This is a genomic window from Capnocytophaga periodontitidis, assembly GCF_016126015.1.
GTDB lineage: Bacteria > Bacteroidota > Bacteroidia > Flavobacteriales > Flavobacteriaceae > Capnocytophaga > Capnocytophaga periodontitidis.
In genome coordinates this window covers 42,326-63,851 of sequence record NZ_JAEFDB010000009.1, presented here as the reverse complement: position 1 = coordinate 63,851, position 21,526 = coordinate 42,326, and the positions used below count along the sequence as shown (strand labels likewise).

Annotated in this window: 17 protein-coding genes; 7 read left to right on the top strand and 10 right to left on the bottom strand. The window is 41.7% G+C overall.

Annotation, left to right across the window (positions count from 1 at the left end):
* Positions 1-10 precede the first annotated feature (10 nt).
* The 4 genes from I7X29_RS11650 to I7X29_RS11635 are packed head-to-tail and all read left to right on the top strand — an operon-like array spanning position 11 to position 5,070.
* On the top strand, positions 11-1,555 hold the full coding sequence (locus tag I7X29_RS11650) for a SusD/RagB family nutrient-binding outer membrane lipoprotein (protein ID WP_198474886.1): 1,545 nt from the start codon (positions 11-13) through the stop codon (positions 1,553-1,555).
* 23 nt (positions 1,556-1,578) lie between these two features.
* Positions 1,579-2,475 carry a glycoside hydrolase family 18 gene (locus I7X29_RS11645; RefSeq protein WP_198474884.1) on the top strand — a complete coding sequence of 299 codons (897 nt, stop codon included), beginning with the start codon at positions 1,579-1,581 and terminating at the stop codon, positions 2,473-2,475.
* 5 nt (positions 2,476-2,480) lie between these two features.
* On the top strand, positions 2,481-3,668 hold the full coding sequence (locus tag I7X29_RS11640) for a DUF1735 and LamG domain-containing protein (protein WP_198474882.1): 1,188 nt from the start codon (positions 2,481-2,483) through the stop codon (positions 3,666-3,668).
* Between the two features lies 1 nt (position 3,669).
* Positions 3,670-5,070 carry a BT_3987 domain-containing protein gene (locus I7X29_RS11635; protein WP_198474880.1) on the top strand — a complete coding sequence of 467 codons (1,401 nt, stop codon included), beginning with the start codon at positions 3,670-3,672 and terminating at the stop codon, positions 5,068-5,070.
* Between the two features lie 79 nt (positions 5,071-5,149).
* On the opposite strand, the gene I7X29_RS11630 is transcribed toward I7X29_RS11635, so the two are convergent.
* The 10 genes from I7X29_RS11630 to dnaE all read right to left on the bottom strand — a co-directional run bounded on the left by I7X29_RS11630 (position 5,150) and on the right by dnaE (position 17,692).
* Positions 5,150-6,400 (bottom strand): aspartate kinase, encoded by a 1,251-nt coding sequence (locus I7X29_RS11630; protein ID WP_088594841.1) that lies wholly within the window; start codon positions 6,398-6,400, stop codon positions 5,150-5,152.
* Positions 6,401-6,609: 209 nt separating this feature from the next.
* The gene (locus I7X29_RS11625) at positions 6,610-7,299 is read right to left on the bottom strand and encodes an OmpA family protein (protein ID WP_198466217.1); all 690 of its coding nucleotides are present in this window, start codon (positions 7,297-7,299) and stop codon (positions 6,610-6,612) included.
* Positions 7,300-7,318: 19 nt separating this feature from the next.
* Positions 7,319-7,810 (bottom strand): lipocalin family protein, encoded by a 492-nt coding sequence (locus I7X29_RS11620; RefSeq protein WP_002680690.1) that lies wholly within the window; start codon positions 7,808-7,810, stop codon positions 7,319-7,321.
* 72 nt (positions 7,811-7,882) lie between these two features.
* Positions 7,883-8,644 carry an MBL fold hydrolase gene (locus I7X29_RS11615; RefSeq protein WP_009413370.1) on the bottom strand — a complete coding sequence of 254 codons (762 nt, stop codon included), beginning with the start codon at positions 8,642-8,644 and terminating at the stop codon, positions 7,883-7,885.
* Between the two features lie 95 nt (positions 8,645-8,739).
* Positions 8,740-8,898 carry a 50S ribosomal protein L34 gene (gene rpmH / locus I7X29_RS11610; protein ID WP_002669412.1) on the bottom strand — a complete coding sequence of 53 codons (159 nt, stop codon included), beginning with the start codon at positions 8,896-8,898 and terminating at the stop codon, positions 8,740-8,742.
* Positions 8,899-9,091: 193 nt separating this feature from the next.
* Positions 9,092-9,850 carry a carboxypeptidase-like regulatory domain-containing protein gene (locus I7X29_RS11605; protein ID WP_009413371.1) on the bottom strand — a complete coding sequence of 253 codons (759 nt, stop codon included), beginning with the start codon at positions 9,848-9,850 and terminating at the stop codon, positions 9,092-9,094.
* An 88-nt stretch (positions 9,851-9,938) separates the two neighbouring features.
* Positions 9,939-11,234 carry a phosphopyruvate hydratase gene (eno, locus tag I7X29_RS11600; protein WP_198466218.1) on the bottom strand — a complete coding sequence of 432 codons (1,296 nt, stop codon included), beginning with the start codon at positions 11,232-11,234 and terminating at the stop codon, positions 9,939-9,941.
* A 351-nt stretch (positions 11,235-11,585) separates the two neighbouring features.
* The gene (locus I7X29_RS11595) at positions 11,586-12,056 is read right to left on the bottom strand and encodes a DinB family protein (RefSeq protein WP_198466219.1); all 471 of its coding nucleotides are present in this window, start codon (positions 12,054-12,056) and stop codon (positions 11,586-11,588) included.
* 2 nt (positions 12,057-12,058) lie between these two features.
* Positions 12,059-13,162, bottom strand: coding sequence for a glutamine-hydrolyzing carbamoyl-phosphate synthase small subunit (carA, locus tag I7X29_RS11590; protein WP_198474878.1), 1,104 nt, complete (start codon positions 13,160-13,162; stop codon positions 12,059-12,061).
* A gap of 72 nt (positions 13,163-13,234) precedes the next feature.
* Positions 13,235-17,692 carry a DNA polymerase III subunit alpha gene (dnaE, locus tag I7X29_RS11585; RefSeq protein WP_198474876.1) on the bottom strand — a complete coding sequence of 1,486 codons (4,458 nt, stop codon included), beginning with the start codon at positions 17,690-17,692 and terminating at the stop codon, positions 13,235-13,237.
* A gap of 146 nt (positions 17,693-17,838) precedes the next feature.
* Between dnaE and I7X29_RS11580 the strand changes: the two genes are divergently transcribed.
* From I7X29_RS11580 to ruvA, 3 genes are all read left to right on the top strand, one after another.
* Positions 17,839-18,453: an alpha/beta hydrolase gene (locus tag I7X29_RS11580; RefSeq protein ID WP_198474874.1), complete on the top strand. Its 615-nt coding sequence runs from the start codon at positions 17,839-17,841 to the stop codon at positions 18,451-18,453.
* A gap of 28 nt (positions 18,454-18,481) precedes the next feature.
* Positions 18,482-20,845, top strand: a complete 2,364-nt coding sequence (pbpC, locus tag I7X29_RS11575) for a penicillin-binding protein 1C (protein ID WP_198474873.1) — start codon at positions 18,482-18,484, stop codon at positions 20,843-20,845.
* Positions 20,846-20,912: 67 nt separating this feature from the next.
* Positions 20,913-21,497 (top strand): Holliday junction branch migration protein RuvA, encoded by a 585-nt coding sequence (gene ruvA / locus I7X29_RS11570; protein WP_198474871.1) that lies wholly within the window; start codon positions 20,913-20,915, stop codon positions 21,495-21,497.
* Positions 21,498-21,526: the final 29 nt, after the last annotated feature.

The window sequence follows — 21,526 nt, the reverse complement described above, 5'->3', positions numbered from 1 at the left end:
CGCAAAAAGAATGAAAAAATATATTATCCCTGTATTAGCGCTACTCGCTGTAGGCTGTACTAAAGATTTTAAAGATTTCAATACAAACCCTTACGGAGCTACTGATGAACAGCTTAGTAGAATCCCACAAGGAGGAAATGAACTCGTTGCCTTGCAAAAATTGGTAGTACCTCAGCAGGAAAACTCTTACCAAATGTGTTTTGACCTGCCAGCTACTCCGTATGCAGGTTATGCCTCACAACCTAAATTCCAAGCCGATTACCCTGTGTATAACCCACGTACAGGCTGGACTGACTATGTGTTCGACGACACTTATACCAAGCATCTCTATCCTGCCTTTTTTGCCCTAAAAAGCTATTCTAAAGGCGATATGAGCAAATATTATTTTGCTTGGGGTACTGTGTTGCGCGTGGCTATCACTCATTGGCTTACCGATAGTTATGGCCCTCTACCCTACTCCAAAATGGAAGCTGGTAAAACCCAAACTCCTTACGACAAACAATCGGATTTGTACAAATATATGGCTGAAGACCTCAAAGCTGCTATCAACACCTTGAAAGCTGTAGATGCATCCGATCGCCAATATGCCGATTTTGACCTTGTATACAAAGGTGATATGACCAAATGGGTGAAATACGCTAACTCTTTGCTATTGCGTATAGCAATACGTATGAGCGATGTAGACGAAACTAACGCTAAAACGTATGCTCAATTTGCTCTTAACAATGGGGTGATTACTGAAAATGCCGATAACGCTATGCTTGAAACTCAAGACAATTCAGTATTCAAAGTAGCTGTAAGTTGGAACGACTCACGTGCAGGCGCTGATATTGTAGCCTATATGAATGCCTTTTCCGACCCACGTCGCGAAGCTTATTTCACTGAAGTTACAGGCTTACCTCAAAAATACATCGGGTTAAGAAGCGGTGCTCCTGCTATCACAATAGATCCTACCAAGTTTTCAGCACCTAAAATCACTAAAGAGTCACCTATGGTGTGGATTACAGCTGCCGAAGTAGCTTTCATCAAAGCTGAAATGGCACTCAAAGGCTGGACTTTTGTAGGCGATACTGCCGAAAACTTGTACAAAAAAGGTATTGAACTATCATTCGCTCAACACAATGTTGCGATAGGAAATTACTTAAACAATACCAATACCCGTGGTGCTTATTTCGACCCTCGACAAAGTGCTTACAACAACCCTACATTCTCTTCGGCTATTAGCGTAAAATGGGATAACAGTGCCAACAATGAAGTGAAATTATCAAAGATTATCACTCAAAAATGGATTGCGATGTACCCTTACAACTCACACGAAGCGTGGGCTGAATGGCGCAGAACAGGTTATCCTAACCTAATGGCTCCCGTAGAAAACCGCAGCAATGGGGTGATTACTTCGGTAAACCAAGTAAATGGCAAAGACACTGGTGGTATGCGCCGTTTGCCTTTCTCTTCTAAAGAGACTACTAACAACCCTACCAATCGCAACGCTGCTGTAGGTTATTTAGGCGGTGCCGATAATGGTGCTACCGACCTTTGGTGGGTGAAGAAATAACTTAACCTTTAAATGTTATCGCAATGAAAAAATTAATATTCATAGCCTCGTTACTCGCCGTTGCTTGTAACGATATTGAACCAATAGATATAGAGGCTCCCAAACGTGAAATCAACACTCAGGCGCTTACCCAATACAAAGCCGACCTAAACAAGCGTGCAATTACTATGGGTATGCTCTACAATTGGGGAAAAGAAGCAGGCGCAATCCTGATGAATACCCCCGATAGCTTAGATGTGATTGTTGTAAAAAACAACTACAACGCTATCGACGAAATACTCCAAAACGATTTGAGAGACGTACAACAAAAGAAAGCGACTAAAGTATTGCTCGGTATCGACTTTTCGGCAGCTACCACTACCGATACTACCAAGCTCACCAAGCAAGCTAACGATGCTATCTCTATCGCCAAAGCCAATGGTTTTAACGGTGTGAGTGTAGAGTTTCCGCAAGAAAGTAGCGATTACTTCTCTCAAGCAGCTTTTGATGCCGTACTTTCGGCTATCGTTGCTAAGAAAGGCAATTTGCTTTTTGCCGTTGAAAATATGTATGGTGAGTACGGACTAACAAGCGAGGAAAAACCAATTGACAAAGCTAATTGGGTCATATTCCGCAAAAAGGACAATGAGCTATTACGCAGTTTCACTGATCAAGCTGAAAAGTGGAAACCCTTGCGCTATTTACCCTCTACTGATTTCAGTGAAGAAGGTCTCGCTGATGGTTTTAGCGATACCACTAACTTCAATCCCGACGGCAAAGATGGTCGCTATCCGCGAACAGTAGATATCGTTAATTGGAAAGCCTCTAACCGCGCTGGGGTAGCCCTTTACCACATCGAAAAAGATTACTATAACCTTTCGGGTAAAACTACTTTCAAAACCTTGAGAGGCATCATTCACAAAGTACAACAACAAAAATAGAAATAATGAAACGAAATTTAATCATAGGAATGTTCCTCGCCCTTGCGGCTTGTGCTCCTAAAGAAGATGTAGGAGGAGGAGCTAAAGCAGGAGGACAATCGGCAGTATTGCTCCAAAAAGACGGTAATAAAACTGCCGAATTTTCCTCTCCAGTAGCCCTTTCGGCGCAGGCGAATGAAGTAGGTACTCAAAAAAGTGTAGCCTACCAAGTGCAATTGTTCAAAGAGAACAACAGTAATTTGGCTGCTTATGTCACCTTAGACGATAGCCAAGTAGCCAAATACAACAGTCTATACGGCACCCAATACACCGTGTTACCCGCTAAATACATTTCGTATACAAAAACTTTGAACATCAAAGCAGGTAATATACTATCGGACGAAGGAACTGCCAAAGTAACCGTCTCCGATGAATTGAAAGACAATACGGCTTATATGTTTGCTTTGCGTCTCTCCTCAGTAAGCGGAGCGAGTGTTACCCCTAACACCCAACTGCTAATGGTGAGCTTTGAAAAAGTAAAAGGTCAGATTAAAAATACTTTAGCAGTTACTCGCGATGAGTTTTTAGTAGTAAATAATGGATATTCCAATGTTAGTGATATTGGTTATACCTTCACTATGGAAGGACTCATCAATGTACAGAAATTTAGAAGTAATCCTGATGATCCAGGTGAAGCTGGTATTTCTACCTTTATGGGTACTGAAGGGAAAACCTTATTGCGCTTTGGTGATAGTGGAGTAGATCCTGATCACTTGCAAGCGAATGGTCAAGATATAGGTTTAAAATTCAAAACTAACCAATGGTATCATATTGCTTTGGTGGTAGACGGCAGTAAAACCATCGCTTATGTAAACGGTAAAAAAATAACCGAGTTTAATAGTCCAGGAAGTCTTCGTACTTTCTATATTGGAAAGAGCTGGAGCGAAGGTCGCGGTATTGTAGCGCGCTTTAGCGAACTCCGTTTGTGGAATGTAGCTCGTACAGCCGAACAAATAAAAGACAATATGTACGAAGTAAATCCTACTGAAAGTGGCTTGTACGCTTATTGGAAAATGAACGAAGTGAAAGACAATAAAATACCTGATGCTTCTGGTAACGACCGCGACCTTATTCTATATGGTCAGGCAAGTAAAAACGGTAGACAAACTATCCAGCTACACGAAGAAGAAAAAGGTGTAAAAATAACTGAATAATATGAAAGCAAAATACATCATAGCTAATATAATGATAGGTGCAGCATTGCTGTACGCTTGCGACAAAGACAAAATAGAATTGCCTCAACCCGAGAACAATACTACGAACAGCCAAGGCAGTGCCTTGTATTACAAAACAGCCCCTCAAGAGGAAGTAACAAACCTCTCTGCCGACGGTGCTTACACTTTTGTAACCAAAATAGGAAAAGCTGCCCCCGATGCAGGTGCTGTTACTTTGCTTACTGGCTCTATGGAGAAAATCGTAAAAGATTACAACATTTTCAAAGGAGTTTCAGATTATAGTTTGTTACCTTCAGCCTATTATACTTTTGAAGGTAGTAGTTATACCAAAGGCGCTACTGAGGCTGAAGCCAAACTCACCATCAAAAACTTTGCTTCTTTGGATTATGGCGACTACTTGCTCCCTTTGAAAGTAGAGATGGCAGGACAACAAGCATTCCATTTGGTAAAAGTGCATAAAGATGGAGAATATTCTGCTCTTAGCGAAAGCTCTAAAAAACCTATGCCCCCCGGAAGCTATAGCTGCCCCGACCGTAAGGAACCTATGAAAATGGTCGCTTATGTAGAGACTAACGACTGGGATATCCGCAATATGGGTCAGTTTATACTTAAAGATAGTAAAAAACCAGTGTTTGACATTGTGATTTTATTTGCTGCTAATATGAACTACGATGCCAAAAAAGGCAAACGTTATTTATCTTTCAACGATAAATTGCAACCTATTCTCAAAAACCCTGATAAATATATCAAACCGTTGAAAGATAGGGGAATTAAAGTAGTAGTAGATATCTTGCCTAACCACCAAGGCGTAGGTTACCTCAACTTCCAAAACTATGAAGAAGCCGTTGAATTTGCTCGCGAATGCAAACAATATGCCGATAAGTACGGTTTTGACGGTTACGATATCGACGAAGAATACGCAGAGTACGATAAAGTTGAAGATAAACCTTATGTAGGACGTAAGTCTATCTTATGGTTTATGCGTGCAATGAAGGAAGTAATGCCTGACAAACTCCTTACCCTATACGATTACGGACACGGATTATACGGCAGTGTAACTGATGAGCAAGGGAAAGAAGCTAAAGAGTACATAGACTATAGTTGGGCTAATTATGGAGAAGACCACGGTTCTTACATAGGAGTTCCTAAAGAAAAATACGGGAAAAAGTCTATCGAAGCCAATTGGGGTACATACGGAGCAGAATATGTCGCTGAATCTAATTTAAATGATTGCTTTGGATTGATGATGATTTTCAACATCAATGGAAATAACATAGAAAGTGGAAGAACTACTAGAGACCTAAGTGCTGCTACTAAAAAACTTTATGGTGAGGAATGTATTTTTTCTGGTAAATACCATAAAGGCCCTAAAGATAGGTAATACTTTATTACTTTATAAAAAGGAGAGGCTGCTCTTGCATTGGGGGCAGCCTCTTTATTTATGCTACTACTACATTTATTTAAGCTACTACTATTTGCACTGTGTCGGCAGCTACTTGTTTGAGTAATACGGTTTTTCCCGTTTCTACTGCTTGTATAGCTGCTGGGGTGGCGTGGCGAATGGTATAAAGTGTTACTTTTTCGGTTACTGAGACTTTAAAACGCTCTTCTAATTTTTCTAATAGTTCCGCCAAAGTATCAAACTTGTTGTCTACACATACCGAGAAACTAATCGCTGAGTTTTGTATCACACTCACTTTCATTTGTGCTTTGTGCAAACTCTTGAAAATATAACTAATACCCTCTTCCACTATAAACGAGAAATCACGAGAGGAGAGTGAGAGTAATATCTGGTCTTTTTTAAGGATAAAGCAAGGTACTTTAGGCTCTAATTCAGGAACATTACACACGGCACTTCCTTCGGCTGTAGGATTTACAAATGAACGTACATAGAGAGGAATTTCCTTTTGTTGTAGGGGTTGTAAGGTTTTAGGGTGAATCACCGAAGCTCCATAGAACGCAAGCTCTATAGCCTCTTTATACGGGATTTTGTGTAAGAGCTCAGTATGTTCAAAATAACGAGGGTCGGCATTGAGCACCCCTGGCACATCTTTCCATATTGTTACACTCTCGGCATCGAGGCAATAGGCAAAGATAGCAGCGGTATAATCGGAGCCTTCACGCCCTAAGGTAGTGGTGAAGAAATTGGCATCGCTGCCCAAGAATCCTTGAGTAATATTTAGCAGTGATTTGTTGATATGGGTGCGGATATTACTTTGTGTCTCTTCCCAATCAATAGAGGCATCGCGATAGTTGCTGTCGGTTTTCACGAGATTACGCACATCTATCCAAGTGTTTTTAATACCATTATCATTCAAAAACTGACTGATAATAGTGGTAGAAATGAGCTCGCCAAAACAAATTACTTGGTCGTACACAAAACTGTGTTTCGGTGACTTGTTGCGTTCTAAAAAGGAAGTGAGTTCGGCAAAAAGCCCATCGACTTTCCAGTACACAGGATGATTTTCATCGGTGAATAACTCGCGAATGATATGATAGTGAAAATCCTTTATCACTTGGATACTTTCGGCGAGTTTTTCTTGTTCTTTGAAATAACTGTTCACTACCACTTCCAAAGCATTGGTAGTCTTCCCCATAGCCGAAATGACGATGAGGGTATTGGCATAGCCTACATTTTCTAATATTTTAGCGACATTGCGCACGCCTGCAGCATCTTTCACTGAGGCACCTCCAAATTTGAATATCTGCATTTTAATTAGGTAAGAGGTAAGAGGTAAGAGGTAAGAGTTATGTACCTAAAGCCTTTTACCGAAATTGACAAGGCAAAAGTAGTGTATTTTAATGAAAGGAGAAAAGAGAAAAGCGAAAAAAGTCAATTAGACAATTTGTTGTTATATTTATAACTAAAAAATAAGCGCTGAGGGATACTCAACGCTTATTCTATTGAAGTGTTATGTTTTTATTGTCCAGCTTGTTTTTTAGCTTCGGCTTTCATTTTTTCGTTAGGAACGATTACCACATTCACACGGCGGTTTTTAGCACGACCTTCAGGAGTATCGTTGCTTGCTACAGGATTTTTTTCACCGTACCATTTGGTAGTAAAACGACTGCCTGCTAAACCTTTACTTTTAAAATAGTTAGTAACCGCTTGTGCGCGGCGTTGTGAAAGACCCAAGTTATACTCATCTTTACCTACGTTATCAGTGTGACCTGCTACTAACACATTAGTATCAGGGTATTCTTTAAGGATAGCTGCTAACTTATCTAAGGTTTGCTTTGATTTTTCGTTGATGTTGTACTTGTTAGTATCGAAGTAAACACCTCCGTTGTTTTCGTCAAAAGTAACCACGATACCATCGTCTACGCGTTTTACATCGGCACCAGGGATTTCTTCTTCAATTTTTTTAGCTTGTTTATCCATTTGGTGACCAATAACAGCCCCAGCTGCACCTCCTACTACAGTACCAAGTACTGCGCCGAGTTCGCTATTTTGACCGTTACCGACGTTGTTACCTAAGATAGCTCCTAACAGAGCACCCCCTGCAGCACCGATTACGGCTCCACGTTGTGCTTTGTTTGTATTATTGTATGCCTCACAACCGGTAAGCAATACGGCTGCTGACAAGGCTAAAACTACGAATTTTTTCATTTTTTCTTATGGTTTTTAATTATTTTACAAAGTTCATTGAGATCACAAAAGGTTTGCCATCTACTCTTACGGTTTGTTCCCATACCATAGCATTTTCTGATATGCTTGCTAAGTGCAAACGAATACCTGCATTGGTTTCGGATTTGTATTTTTCATTAGTAGGTTTCAACAAGAAATCGTAATATCCGGTAGATTTATCGATTTGTTGTACTACGAAAATGAAGTTTCTTTGTCCTGTAGAGCAACCACCTGCATTGATAGTATAGTGCCCGCGGTTGTTGTTAGGAACAAATTTCCAAGTACTACCTTCAAAACATTCTTTTGAGGTATCGTTCAATAAGGTAACATCAAACTTACCTTGTTCGCTATAAGTAATAGACTGTAGTGTCCATTCACCTTTGATAGCTTTGTCGGCTACATTAGTTTCTTTAGGTTTAGCAGTCATAGAGTTAGAGCTCTTACAAGCCATTACCAATGCTGCCATTACAAATAGAAGTGCAATTTTTCTCATCTTGATAAATATTTTGTTTTGGGGGCAAAAATACAGTTTTTATTGATAACTTCCATAACAATTAACTAAATATTAACATTCTATCACTAAATTGTCATAAGCTAAAAATACGTTTTTGGGTAGTTTTTTTTGAATCTCATCGTGAAAACCAAATGTTTGGCTCACGTGAGTGAGGAAAGTACGGCGGGGTTGTACTTGTGCTATAATTTCTAATGCTTCCGATAGATTGAGGTGGGTAGGGTGCGCTTGTTCTCTCAAACAATTTAACACTAAGGTATCTACCCCTTTCAGTTTTTCTATTTCGCTGTTTTCTATATATTTAGCATCGGTGATGTAAGCGAAATTTTCAATTCGGTAGCCTATAATGGGCAAATTGCCGTGCATTACGTGTATAGGTTGCACTATTTTTCCGTGTAAACTAAAGGGTGTACTATCTATTTCGTGAGCAATTACTGAGGGAGCTCCTTCATATCTATTTTCGGTAGCAAAGATATAGGCGAAACGGAGTCTCAACTCGTTGATTACGCGTTTGAGAGCATAGATAGGCATATCACCTTGGAGGCGCACAAAAGGGCGTATGTCGTCCATACCAGCGGTATGATCGGCGTGTTCGTGAGTAAAGAGGATAGCCTCTAAGTGCTGCACGTTGTTAGTGAGCATTTGCTGTCTAAAATCGGGGCTACAGTCTATGGCTATATTGGTATGCTCCCAACTGATGAGAGCCGAAGTGCGCAAGCGTTTGTCTTTAGGATTTGTACTTTTACCAACGGGGTGGTCGCTTGCTATTACAGGGACTCCTTGAGAAGTGGCTGTACCGAGGAAAGTAATCTTCATTTTCAGGTGTCAGGTATCAGGTATTAGATAAGAGGTAAGAAATAAGAACTTTGGCTCTTACTTCTTACCTCTTACTTTTTACCTTATAAAAAGGTTTATTTTTTATGACGTGGTTCTGAGGATACAGTTAGTTTTTTACGTCCTTTAGCGCGACGGCGTGCTAATACTTTTCTACCATTGGCAGTAGCCATACGTTCTCTGAAACCGTGTTTATTTCTTCTTTTTCTTTTTGAAGGTTGAAATGTTCTTTTCATTGCTTGTTAATCTTAAAATCTTATTAAAAATGATACTTTGTCTCTCTATTTTATCAATAGCGGGGCAAAAGTACATCTTTTTTTTGGAATGACAAAATTTTTTATAGGTAAAAGGTAAAGGGTAAGAGGTAAGAAACTGTTAAATCTTTATTTTACAATGATTTAATTGAAATAAAATTGTTATTACACCTCTTTATTTTTTCTTGTGTAAGACTCTGTACTCTTCGTAACACTGGCTGATGGCTTCGAGTACTTGGAGGTCGTTAGCGGTCATTATAAAGTCGTTAGAATAATTGCAAGAACGGATGATTTCTTCGAGTTCAGAGCGGTCTACTTGCAAGAGTTCTAATAGAGTTTCGCGGTCGTAACGGGTAGAAAGGGCATCACTCAATTGATTATCTTTGCGCATCTCTCTCAGTTTTCGCATTTCCTTTCCTTTGGCACTGAAAGAGCGGCTCAGCAGGTCGGCGGGGTTCATTACGGCACTGAGTACGCGCCCTACAGCACTAGCATTAGCACGGCTTTCATAACCTATTTCTAAGCCCGAAACGCTATAGCGTGTATTGTTGTTGATAGGAGCATTTTTAGCATCGATATCTAAGTATCCGGTGAGTTTATAAGGGGTAACGACGACTTCTTCCAAGGCGTAGGCGAGTTCGGTCATACCTATTTTAAGCCCTTGGAATTTTATCATATCATTGGTAATCCTTATTTTAGTAGATTTATACCCCAAAAAAGATATATAAAGCGTATCATTAGCTGTTACTCTAATGGTAAAATCTCCTTTTTCATTGGTTGTGGTTCCTCGTACTTTGTTGAGATTCAAAATATGTACATTAGCCATTGGTTTGTTGTTCTGCACACTATACACGTGCCCGTGCAACTCAGTTTCTTGAGCTGCCAGCGTACTTACAAACAACAACATACAAAACCACAATATCTTCTTCATCATAATTAATTCTTTTTAAGGGTAAAAAAAAAGAGGTGTAGAGTGGGAGTGTATAGGTCACACTCCCACAGAACACCTTAATTAATTTCAATTATTTGTTCTTCACATTGAAGGCTTTTTCTTTAGGATAGTAAGCTACTGAACCTAAAGATTCTTCGATGCGGAGTAATTGGTTGTACTTCGCCATACGGTCGGAACGTGAAGCAGAACCAGTTTTGATTTGTCCGGTGTTCAAAGCTACGGCCAAGTCGGCAATAGTATTGTCTTCAGTTTCACCTGAACGGTGAGACATTACGGCAGTATAACCAGCGCGGTTAGCCATATCTACGGCTGCGATAGTTTCGGACAAAGTACCGATTTGGTTTACTTTGATAAGGATAGAGTTTGCAATACCTTTAGCAATACCTCTTTCAAGGATAGATACGTTAGTAACGAACAAGTCGTCACCTACTAATTGTACTTTTTTGCCCAATTTGTCAGTAAGGAGTTTCCAACCATCCCAGTCGTTTTGATCCATACCGTCTTCAATAGAGATGATAGGGTATTTAGCTACCAATTCAGCCAAGTAGTCAGCTTGTTCAGCTGAAGTACGCACTTTACCTTTAGCGCCTTCAAAGATAGTATAGTCGTATTTACCATCTTTGTAGAACTCAGAAGAAGCACAGTCTAAGGCGATTTTGATATCTTCACCCCATTTGTAACCAGCTTTGTTTACAGCTTCTTTGATAGAATCGAGTGCATCTTCGATGTCTTTGAAGTTAGGAGCAAAGCCACCTTCATCACCTACAGCAGTACCGAGACCTTTGTCGTGTAATACTTTTTTAAGGTTGTGGAATACTTCTGAACCCATTTGGATAGCGTGTGAAAAATCCTTAGCGTTCACAGGCATAATCATAAACTCTTGGAAAGCGATAGGTGCATCGGAGTGAGCACCAGCGTTGATGATGTTCATCATTGGTACAGGCAAAGTGTGAGCACTTACCCCACCTACATAACGATACAAAGGCAAACCGAGTTCTTCGGCAGCAGCGCGAGCAACCGCTAATGATACGCCAAGAATAGCGTTAGCTCCTAATTTAGATTTGTTAGGAGTACCGTCGAGCTCGATCATTGTTTTGTCGATAAGGTTTTGTTCGAAAACGTCCATACCTACGATTTCTTCAGCGATGATATCGTTTACATTGGCAACGGCTTTAAGTACGCCTTTACCCATATAATCTTTACCGCCGTCGCGCAATTCAACAGCTTCGTATTCACCTGTTGAAGCTCCTGAAGGAACAGCAGCTCTACCAAGGAAACCATTTTCAGTTTCTACATCTACTTCTACGGTTGGATTTCCTCTTGAATCCAAAATCTGACGTGCGTGCACGCTTACAATAATACTCATATATTTTGTTATTTAATTATTTACGAATTTAATTAGAAAATTAGTGAATGTGATAATTAGCAAATTTTGTAACACAAAAGCTACTTGCTAATTTAACGTGAGTTCGGCATAAGTAATTATTTAACAATCAGCCATTTTTTTTAATTTCCCACAAAGCCAGCGAGGGCTCACAGCTGGGTATGTGAACACGAATTTTCACGAATTTGGGAGTGCATAAAAGTCTTTATTTTTTTATTATCTCACGAATTTTCACCTGACGGTGAATTATTTTGTGAATATATTATGTTACAAAACTGTAAATCAATATTCTGTTATATCGAACTGATGTTAATTTACTAATTTTCTTATTTGCTAATTACTAAAGCTCTCTCTTCCCCAAAAGAAAGGCGGTTGAATACCTAAAGCGCGGAGGTAGGTGTAGCCTTGTCCGCGATGGTGACTCTCGTTTTCAATGAAGTATAATATCCATTGGACAAAACTAAAAGTCATTTGATAAATAGTAAACGGTTGGGTATAATCACCTACTTTTTGCCATTCACGGTCGAGAATTTCAGTAGCTCTGTCCCACAAAGCCAATACTTCCGCTTTGGTAGTAGGAAAGTCTCCTTCTAAGAAAAGCGTGTGTTGCTCCTGAAATCTTTCTTTAAAAAGATAGTCCATAACTCTCAAAAACTCTTCTACCATTTCTGAAAACGGACGTAGGTTTGCAATATTGAACTCAAAGAGGTCTTTCTCGGGGAAAGCCTCAATTACTTTGCGGGTGAGGGCACGCACATCTTTTAGATTAGTGAGCAGTGCTTGTGGTGTAAGTAATTCTTTCATTATTATTTTTTAGTTATCATTTCTACAAATTGGTCGAACAAATAGGTAGCATCGTTGGGGCCTGGAGCGGCTTCGGGGTGATACTGCACACTGAAACATTTCTTACCTTTTACGCGCAAACCCATCACGGTATTGTCGTTTAGGTGGGTATGGGTGATTTCGACATTAGGATTAGCTTCTGCCTCTGCCCTATTCACTGCAAAACCGTGGTTTTGTGAGGTAATCTCGTCCTTACCGGTTAGCAAATTTTTCACGGGGTGGTTGATGCCACGGTGACCGTTGTGCATTTTATAAGTACTAATACCATTGGCTAATGCAATAATTTGATGCCCTAAGCAAATGCCAAAGATAGGTAAATCCTCATCAATCATTTGTTTTACTTGAGCAATCACCTCGGTAAGCGGTTCGGGGTCACCAGGCCCATTAGACAAGAAATAGCCATCGGGATTCCACGCTTTGAGCTCAGCTAAAGGCGTGTTGTACGGGAATACTTTGATGTACATATCACGAGCTGCCAAGTTGCGCAAGATATTTCGCTTGATGCCAAAATCGAGTGCTGCTACTTTATACTTCGCTTCCGGATTGCCAAAAAAATAAGGTTCAGTAACTGACACTTTTGATGCCAATTCTAAACCTTTCATATTAGGAACCTCTTGTAAACGAGCTTTGAGTAGTGCTAAATCATCAGTTTCAGTGGAAATAACAGCATTCATTGAGCCATTGTCGCGAATGTAGCTGACTAAAGCACGAGTATCAACTTCGCAAATAGCTACTAAGTGGTTACGGTCTAAAAAATCTTTTAAGGTTTCCTCAGCAAGGGGGCGGGAGGCATCATAACTAAAATTTCTGCAAACCAGCCCTGCAATTTTCATACCACTTGATTCGTAATCATCGGCGGCAATGCCATAATTACCAATATGAGCATTGGCAGTAACCATAATCTGACCAAAGTATGAGGGATCAGTAAAAATTTCTTGATAGCCCGTCATACCTGTATTGAAACACACTTCGCCAAAAGCAGTGCCTTCATAACCAACACTTTTGCCATAAAAGGCAGTGCCATCGGCAAGGAGTAATACTGCTTTTTTCTTTTGTTGATACTTCATTGTGCTATTTCCTTAATTTGAGCGCAAAGGTACAAAATAATTAACAAATAGCAAGGAATGAGGAAGATTTTTTTAATCAGAAAGTCCTAAATCTTCTATTGCCATTTCTTCATCATCGTGAGTTTCTTCAGCTTTTTTAGCTACAATTTTCTCGATACGGCGATCGTTGAGATTGTATTGAGCTAATAAATTGTCTAAATCGTCTAAGAAAGATTTGGTAATTGCTACTTTTAAATTGCCATTTTCCATATTGAGATGGATATTCTCTGTTTGATGATGTACCACAAAATAAATAGGCTGGTTACCTTTGTGTTTTTGCAGTAAATCTCTGTAATCGGTAATGAATTTTGGGGTAATATCCTTAATATTTACGTGCAAAGTAAGTTTCTTAGCAAGACTTTCCATTACATCTTGTAACTGCATCATTTGCATAAACTGTATACGAGGTTCGCCTCTTTGGTTGGTTTCTCTATTGAGGAATCCTTCTACTACTTTGAATTTGACATACAAAAACGCTCCAGATACCATATACTTCTGATAGTTTAAATAATCATCTCCAAAGAGTTTAAACTCGTAAGAGCCGTCGTAATCCTCAAGGGTGAGAAAGCCGTACCCTTTTCCGTTCTTAGCCGTACGATGTTGCAGATCGGCTACCATACCTGCTACTGTAAGTTCGCGATTGATAAAAGGTTGTAAGTCTTGCAATTCCGATAGACTGATATTGCAGAAATTGTGTAATTCGTGTTTGAAATCGTCGAGCGGATGTCCTGAGATATAGATACCTACCACCTCCTTTTCACGGCGCAACTGCTCGAGGTTGCCCCACGTTTCACACTTAGGTACCGCAGGTTCGGGAATATCTACTTCACTCTCACCCCCAAAGAGACTCATTTGGGCGGAGTTCTTACTCTCTTGGTATTTGGTACCAAAACGAATGGCTTTTTCGAGGAATGGAATACCATCGGCTTCGGCGTGGAAGTACTGTGCGCGGTGTACATTGGTGAACGAGTCAAAACCTCCTGCCAAAGCGATACTTTCAAAGGCTTTTTTGTTGATACTCTTATAATCTACACGTTTTGCCAAATCGAAAATAGAGGTATAAGGACGCTCTTGGCGTTGTTCTACAATTGTATCGACAGCAGCTTTTCCTACCCCTTTTACAGCCCCCATCCCGAAGCGTATATCACCATTTTTATTTACGGTAAATTTGTACAACGATTCATTTACATCAGGAGGTAACACCTTGATACCCATACGGTGGCACTCTTCGAGGAAGAAAGTAATCGTTTTGATGTCGTTCATATTGTTAGACAATACCGCTGCCATATACTCGGCAGGATAATTGGCTTTTAGGTAGGCAGTTTGATACCCCACCCACGCATAACAGGTGGAGTGCGATTTGTTGAACGCATAAGCAGCAAACTTCTCCCAGTCTGCCCATATCTTTTCGAGTTTTTGAGCATCGTGACCTTTTTCGGAGGCTTGGGTAATGAACTTGGGTTTCATCTTGGCTAGCACGGCTATTTGTTTCTTACCCATTGCCTTACGGAGCACGTCGGCTTCACCTTTGGTAAAACCTGCCAATTTCTGCGATAGCAACATCACCTGTTCTTGATATACGGTAATTCCATAAGTTTCTTTGAGGTATTCCTCCATATCGGGGAGGTCGTACTCAATGGGCTCAATACCGTGTTTGCGCTTGATAAAGCTCGGTATATATTCCAATGGGCCTGGACGGTAGAGTGCATTCATCGCGATAAGGTCGGCAAAGACGGTAGGTTTAAGCTCTCGCATATATTTCTGCATACCAGTGGACTCGTATTGGAAAATCCCGACCGTTTCACCGCGCTGGAAGAGTTCATAAGTCTTTTTATCGTCGAGCGGAAAAGCCTCTGCATCCAGCTCTATATTATGTGTTTGTTTGATATTTTCAATAGTGTCTTTGATAAGTGTAAGGGTACTGAGCCCCAAGAAGTCCATTTTCAGCAACCCTGCGCTCTCTACTACCGAGTTATCGAACTGAGTCACAAATAAGTCGGAGTCTTTGGCTAAAGCTACCGGCACAAAGTTGGTGATATCGTCGGGGGTAATAATCACCCCGCAAGCGTGGATACCCGTGTTGCGCACCGAACCTTCAATAATATTTGCCTGCTGAATGGTTTGGGTACTCTCCTCCTCCCCTTCTCCTGCTAAAAGACGTTTCAGTTCATCTACTTTGGGCAGTTCTTCACTGCGCACTTTTTCTTTGAGGGTTTTATCGTCCCAACCGAACATCTTCCCTAAAGACGACACCCCATTAGGTACCAATCCTGCTAATCTATTTGACTCTTGCAGAGGTACATCCAGCACACGAGCTGTATCCTTGATAGCCGATTTAGCAGCCATTTTACCATAGGTGATAATCCGTGCGACCTGACTCTCGCCATACTTATCAATCACATAGTTGATGACATCTTGGCGACCCGAGTCCTCGAAGTCGATATCGATATCGGGCATAGACACACGGTCGGGGTTGAGGAAACGCTCGAAGAGGAGGTCGTACTTAATAGGATCCATATTGGTAATATCCAAACAGAAGGCCACTGCCGATCCTGCAGCCGACCCACGACCAGGGCCTACTGACACGCCCATCTTCCGCGCTGCTGCGATAAAGTCTTGTACAATAAGGAAGTACCCTGGGTACCCCGTTTTTTCGATAATGGAAAGCTCGAAGTCCAAACGCTCTCGCACCTCATCGGTAATTTCAGAATATTTGCGTTTAGCCCCTTCATAAGTGAGATGACGCAAATAGTTGTTTTCACCTTTTTTGCCTGTAGGGTCGTCTTCCACCTGAAATTCTTCGGGGATATCAAATTTAGGCAAGAGAATATCACGTGCCAACCCGTAGGGTTCTACCTTATCGATAATTTCTTGAATATTGAGAATTGCTTCGGGGATATCCCTAAAAAGCGCCTTCATTTCGGCTGAAGTTTTGAAATAATACTCGTTGTTAGGCATCCCGAAACGATAGCCACGACCGCGCCCGATAGGTGTTTTTTGCTTTTCGCCATCTTTCACACACAACAAAATATCGTGGGCATTGGCATCTTTTTTATGTAGATAAAAGGTATTGTTAGTGGCGATGAGTTTCACCCCATATTTCTTAGAAAACTCTACAAGGGTTTCGTTTACGCGGTTTTCATCTTCTTGGTTATGGCGCATCACTTCCAGATAGAAGTCATCGCCGAACTGCTCTTTCCACCACAAAAGCGCCTCTTCAGCTTGCTTGGTACCGATATTCAGTATTTTGGAGGGAATTTCACCATTCATACCTCCTGAGAGCACCATTAAGTCGCTTTTGTACTGCTCTACAATCGCCTTATCTATGCGAGGCACATAGTAAAAACCTTTGGTAGAAGCGATAGAAGCCATTTTGGTAAGATTGTGATAGCCTTGTTTGTTTTTAGCTAAAATCACTACTTGGTAGCCGTTGTCTTGTCGGGTTTTATCTAAGTGATTTTCACAGATATTGAACTCACAACCTATAATAGGCTTGATAAGCGTTTCGGTAGGGGGTTCACCCTTTTCTTGAGCCTCCTTGTTTTTAGCTTCCGCTTCTTTGTTATGCCCTTGTACGGCTTGCACAAAGTGGAAAGCAGCCATCATATTTCCGCTATCGGTAAGTGCCACAGCAGGCATCTTCTCTTTGGCAGTGATTTTTACGAGGTCTTTTATAGATGTAGTAGATTGTAATATAGAGTGTTGCGTATGGTTATGGAGATGGGCAAACACTGCATCTTCTAATAGTGAAGCATCGGCGTGAGGCTCGGAAGATTGCGCAGTGCTACTGCTTTTTCGCAAGGCTTCGGAAGCCTCTTTGAGGTTCACGTGCTTGAGTCCGATAAGAGCTATAGGCGAGGTGTGATGCCCTTGAAATTCTTTGATATAGTCGTTGCTAAAAGTACCTTCTTGAAAGCCTTCACCACGCCGTATCAATTCAAAGAAACAACGGGTAGTTGCTTCCACGTCGGCAGTGGCATTGTGCGCCTCGGCAAAGGGTACGCCAAATAGGAAAGAGTGCAACTCGGTGAGGGTAGGCAACTTATAACGACCTCCTTTTCCGCCAGCTATCTGACAGAGGTTGGCAGTTGCCTCAGTACAAGTGTCGATTACGGACATCTGCGTAAGCGGACTCTCCACCCCATAACGGTGAAACTCAGCCCCCATAATATTGATATCGAAGCCTATGTTTTGTCCCACCACATATTGCGCTTTGCTGAGTGCCTCGTTGAACGCTTTGAACACCTCAGCGATAGGTACCCCTTGTGCTTCTGCTAATTGGGTAGAGATACCGTGTACTTTTTCGGCATCATAAGGCACATCGAAACCATCGGGCTTTATCAAAAAGTCCTGATGTTCTATGAGTGCGCCCCACTGGTCGTGCAATTGCCAAGCAATCTGCACGGCACGAGGCCAGTTGTCACTATCGGTAAGGGGGGCATCCCAACGGCGGGGTAAACCCGTGGTTTCAGTATCGAATATTAAATACATTTTCGTTTAGATAAGAGGTAAGAGATAAGAGTTCATTTTGTGAGGGCAAAGATAGGGAATAATGGGGAATTAACAAAAAACATCTATATAAATGGCTGCATATTACTAAACTTTTCTTTACCTTTGCCTATCTAAATCATTTTTCTATGGCTCAAAAATATTATGTTTTCAGTGGTTTGGGTGCTGATGAAAGGGTTTTTAAAAACCTATTATTTAGCGATGCTGAAGTAGAACATATCCACTGGATACCGCCTTTGGCTACTGAAACACTTGCTCAATACGCCCAGCGCATCGCTCAGCGAATTACGACTCCTCATCCTGTGCTTGTGGGACTTTCTTTTGGGGGGATGGTGGCTGTAGAAATCGCTAAAATATTAACCGTGAAAAAGGTGATTTTGATTTCCTCAGCAAAAACACGTAATGAACTGCCACTATCGTATCGTTTTTTAGGAAAACTGCACTTACACAAATTTTTGCCTTATTCACTAATGAAGAGAGCTAATGCTTTCACTTATTGGCTGTTTGGAATAGACACTCCTGAAGATAAAGCCCTGCTAAAAAGCATTTTAGAAGAGACACCTACTCCTTTTTTGCGTTGGGCGATAAGCGCCATCATAGGGTGGCAAAACACAGCAATCCCTACGAATTTTGTTCACTACCACGGCGATAACGACCATATACTTCCTTTTAGATATATCAAAAATGCACAGCGAGTGGTGGGTGGCGGACACTCAATGGTGCTCTCTTTAGGCAAAATATAAAAACTTTTCCTTATATTTGCGCGATTTTATGAAAAAACGTCTTTTACATACCTTTCATTTCCTAAAACAAAAAGTCCGCAAGCACCCTATCAAAACAGCAATATTGGTATGCTGCCTCGTGTGGTATATATTCTGTTTGCCAAGCGTACTCTTCCCACAACCTTATGCCACGGTGTTGGAAAGTAGCGAGGGTAAATTACTTGGGGCTAAGATTGCGGACGACGGACAATGGCGCTTCCCCGAAGTAGACAGTGTGCCCTACCGCTTTAAAATGTCGGTATTGCAGTTCGAAGATGCTCATTTTTATTACCATTGGGGGGTAAATCCCATATCGGTAGTCAAGGCTCTCTATCGCAATGTGAGTAGTGGTAAAGTACAGCGCGGGGGCAGCACGCTCACCCAACAGGTGATACGCATTGCTCGTGAGCACCAACAGCGCACTTATTTCGAGAAACTCATCGAAATGATATGGGCTACCCGCTTGGAGTTCCGTTATTCTAAGGAGAGCATCCTCAAACTCTACGCTTCTCACGCACCCTTTGGTGGCAATGTTGTGGGACTCGATATGGCAGCCTGGCGTTACTTTGGTGTCGCTCCTTACCAACTCTCGTGGGCACAATCGGCTACATTGGCAGTCCTCCCTAATGCACCCAGCCTTATCTTCCCTGGTAAGAACCAAGAACGCCTCTTGCAGAAACGCAATGCGTTGCTTTACAAACTCCTCCTTAAAAATATCATCGATAAGGAAACATACGATTTGGCGCTCCTCGAGCCTCTTCCTGCTGAACCTCACCCTATTCCTCAACTCGCACCTCACCTGCTTATTTTTGCTTCTAAAACCCAAGAAGGCGAGCGCATTAGCTCTACGGTGTCGTTAAACTTGCAAGAGAAGGTAAACAGCCTTGTAGCAGGGTATTACACCCACTACTCGCAATCCGAAATCTATAATATGGCAGCTTTGGTGGTAGAAGTGAAAACACGAAAAGTGCTCGCCTATGTAGGCAATACCCCTACCGATACCGACCATCAAAAAGATGTGGATATCGTACACGCACCTCGCAGTACAGGCAGTGTGCTCAAACCTTTTCTCTATGCAGCGATGTTGCACGAGGGAGAACTCCTCCCCACCCAGTTAGTACCCGATGTCCCTACTCAAATAGGAGGCTATTCACCTCAGAATTTTAGCAATAGTTTTGAAGGTGCTGTCTCTGCCGATATGGCTTTAGCCAAATCGCTAAACATTCCGTTTGTATGGCTCTTAAAGCAGTTTACTACCTATCGTTTCTATGATGTGTTACAACACTTGCAACTGAAAAACATCAACCGCCACCCCGACCATTATGGTCTTTCCATTATCCTCGGAGGTGCCGAGAGCAATCTGTGGGATTTGGCTCAGGCGTATACCAATCTGGCTTCGGAAACAGAAGTCTTTGCGCGCACTCAGCACTATCGTACTAAGGAATTTCAGCACTTGCGTTATACCGATACTGCCCCCTTAGATTTCGGAAAAAACACTCGTGAACTACCTACACTCAGGGCGGGAGCGCTCTACAAGATGTTTAGTGCAATGAAGGAAGTGAACCGCCCTACCGATGATATAGCGTGGCGCTACTACGAGTCGTCGCGCAAGATAGCGTGGAAAACGGGTACTAGCTTTGGCAATAAAGATGCGTGGGCGATTGGTGCTACGCCTCAATATGTGGTGGCGGTGTGGGTAGGTAATGCCACAGGTGAAGGACGCCCCTCTCTCACAGGAGCTACCTACGCGGCTCCGGTGATGTTCAGCATCTTTAATGCCCTCCCTCCTACTTCGTGGTTTTCACAGCCCTTAGACGACCTGCGGGAGGTTTCCGTCTGTGCCAATTCTGGTTTTCTTGCCAAACCCGAATGCCCTAAGCAAACAGTACTCAGCAATCTCGCTCCTAAGGAAGTGGGGCAATGTCCTTATCATAAGCTCGTACACCTCGACCGTGACGAGCAGTACCAAGTAAACACCTCGTGTGAGTCTCCACAAAACATTGTAAACAAAGCGTGGTTCGTGTTACCTCCCGTAATGGAATGGTATTACAAACAGCAACACATTCACTACAAGCCGCTTCCCCCCCTACGTCCCGATTGCGTGCAAGGCAATCTGCAAAGGGGATTGGATTTCGTTTACCCCAAACACCAAAGCGTACTCTACACCACTAAAACTTTTGGAGGCGAGCAACAACCCTTTACAGCGAAGGCTGCCAATCGCGAAGGCAAGGTTTTTTGGTATTTAGACGATGCTTTTCTCGGCACTACTGAAACCTTTCACGAGATGAATATCTTTGCCCCCAAAGGTAATCACACCCTGCGTATCATCAACGAAAAAGGCGAAGAAAGAGCCATTAGTGTGATGTGCAGGTAGTCATAAAACTTGCTAATTTTCTAATTATTTGTACTTTTGCAAATCGACAAATTAGCAAATTAAACTAATGATTACACAATTACAAGGAAAACTCGTAGAAAAGAACCCTACTCACGTAGTGATTGATTGCCACGGAGTAGGTTATTTTGTAAATATCAGTCTGAATACTTATTCAGCGCTACCCGAAGGCGAAGCCATTAAGCTATACACTTATCTGCAAATAAAAGAAGAAGCCCATACACTCTATGGTTTCCTCACCAAAGCCGAACGCGAAGTGTTTGTATTGCTTCTTTCGGTATCGGGAGTAGGTGCTAGCACTGCCCGTACGATGCTCTCAGCACTTACCGCTGCACAAGTGCGCAGTGCTATCATCAATGGGGAGGTTGCTACCATTCAAGCAGTAAAAGGTATAGGTGCTAAAACAGCCCAACGGGTAATATTAGACTTAAAAGATAAAATGCTCAAGCTCCAAGACTTTGAAGAGGTGCCTATGAACGCTGTAAGTACCCATAAAGAAGAAGCGCTTGCCGCCTTAGAAGTATTGGGCTTTATGCGCAAACAAGTCGAAAAAGTAGTCGATATCATTATCAAATCAAGTAGCGAAGAGCTTTCAGTAGAAGAAATCATCAAGCAAGCCCTCAAACGCTTGTAAAAAAATTCATCATTCGTAATTTGTCATTC

Excerpts from the sequence above, each read along its gene's own strand:
- I7X29_RS11650 (WP_198474886.1), top strand. The coding sequence starts at position 11 with ATGAAAAAATATATTATCCCTGTATTAGCGCTACTCGCTGTAGGCTGT.
- I7X29_RS11615 (WP_009413370.1), bottom strand. The coding sequence starts at position 8,644 with ATGAAGATTACTTTCCTCGGTACAGCCACTTCTCAAGGAGTCCCTGTA.
- pbpC (WP_198474873.1), top strand. The coding sequence starts at position 18,482 with ATGAAAAAACGTCTTTTACATACCTTTCATTTCCTAAAACAAAAAGTC.
- I7X29_RS11605 (WP_009413371.1), bottom strand. The coding sequence starts at position 9,850 with ATGATGAAGAAGATATTGTGGTTTTGTATGTTGTTGTTTGTAAGTACG.
- I7X29_RS11640 (WP_198474882.1), top strand. The coding sequence starts at position 2,481 with ATGAAACGAAATTTAATCATAGGAATGTTCCTCGCCCTTGCGGCTTGT.
- ruvA (WP_198474871.1), top strand. The coding sequence starts at position 20,913 with ATGATTACACAATTACAAGGAAAACTCGTAGAAAAGAACCCTACTCAC.
- I7X29_RS11620 (WP_002680690.1), bottom strand. The coding sequence starts at position 7,810 with ATGAGAAAAATTGCACTTCTATTTGTAATGGCAGCATTGGTAATGGCT.
- I7X29_RS11595 (WP_198466219.1), bottom strand. The coding sequence starts at position 12,056 with ATGAAAGAATTACTTACACCACAAGCACTGCTCACTAATCTAAAAGAT.
- dnaE (WP_198474876.1), bottom strand. The coding sequence starts at position 17,692 with ATGTATTTAATATTCGATACTGAAACCACGGGTTTACCCCGCCGTTGG.
- I7X29_RS11580 (WP_198474874.1), top strand. The coding sequence starts at position 17,839 with ATGGCTCAAAAATATTATGTTTTCAGTGGTTTGGGTGCTGATGAAAGG.
- I7X29_RS11635 (WP_198474880.1), top strand. The coding sequence starts at position 3,670 with ATGAAAGCAAAATACATCATAGCTAATATAATGATAGGTGCAGCATTG.
- I7X29_RS11625 (WP_198466217.1), bottom strand. The coding sequence starts at position 7,299 with ATGAAAAAATTCGTAGTTTTAGCCTTGTCAGCAGCCGTATTGCTTACC.
- eno (WP_198466218.1), bottom strand. The coding sequence starts at position 11,234 with ATGAGTATTATTGTAAGCGTGCACGCACGTCAGATTTTGGATTCAAGA.
- rpmH (WP_002669412.1), bottom strand. The coding sequence starts at position 8,898 with ATGAAAAGAACATTTCAACCTTCAAAAAGAAAAAGAAGAAATAAACAC.
- carA (WP_198474878.1), bottom strand. The coding sequence starts at position 13,162 with ATGAAGTATCAACAAAAGAAAAAAGCAGTATTACTCCTTGCCGATGGC.
- I7X29_RS11645 (WP_198474884.1), top strand. The coding sequence starts at position 1,579 with ATGAAAAAATTAATATTCATAGCCTCGTTACTCGCCGTTGCTTGTAAC.
- I7X29_RS11630 (WP_088594841.1), bottom strand. The coding sequence starts at position 6,400 with ATGCAGATATTCAAATTTGGAGGTGCCTCAGTGAAAGATGCTGCAGGC.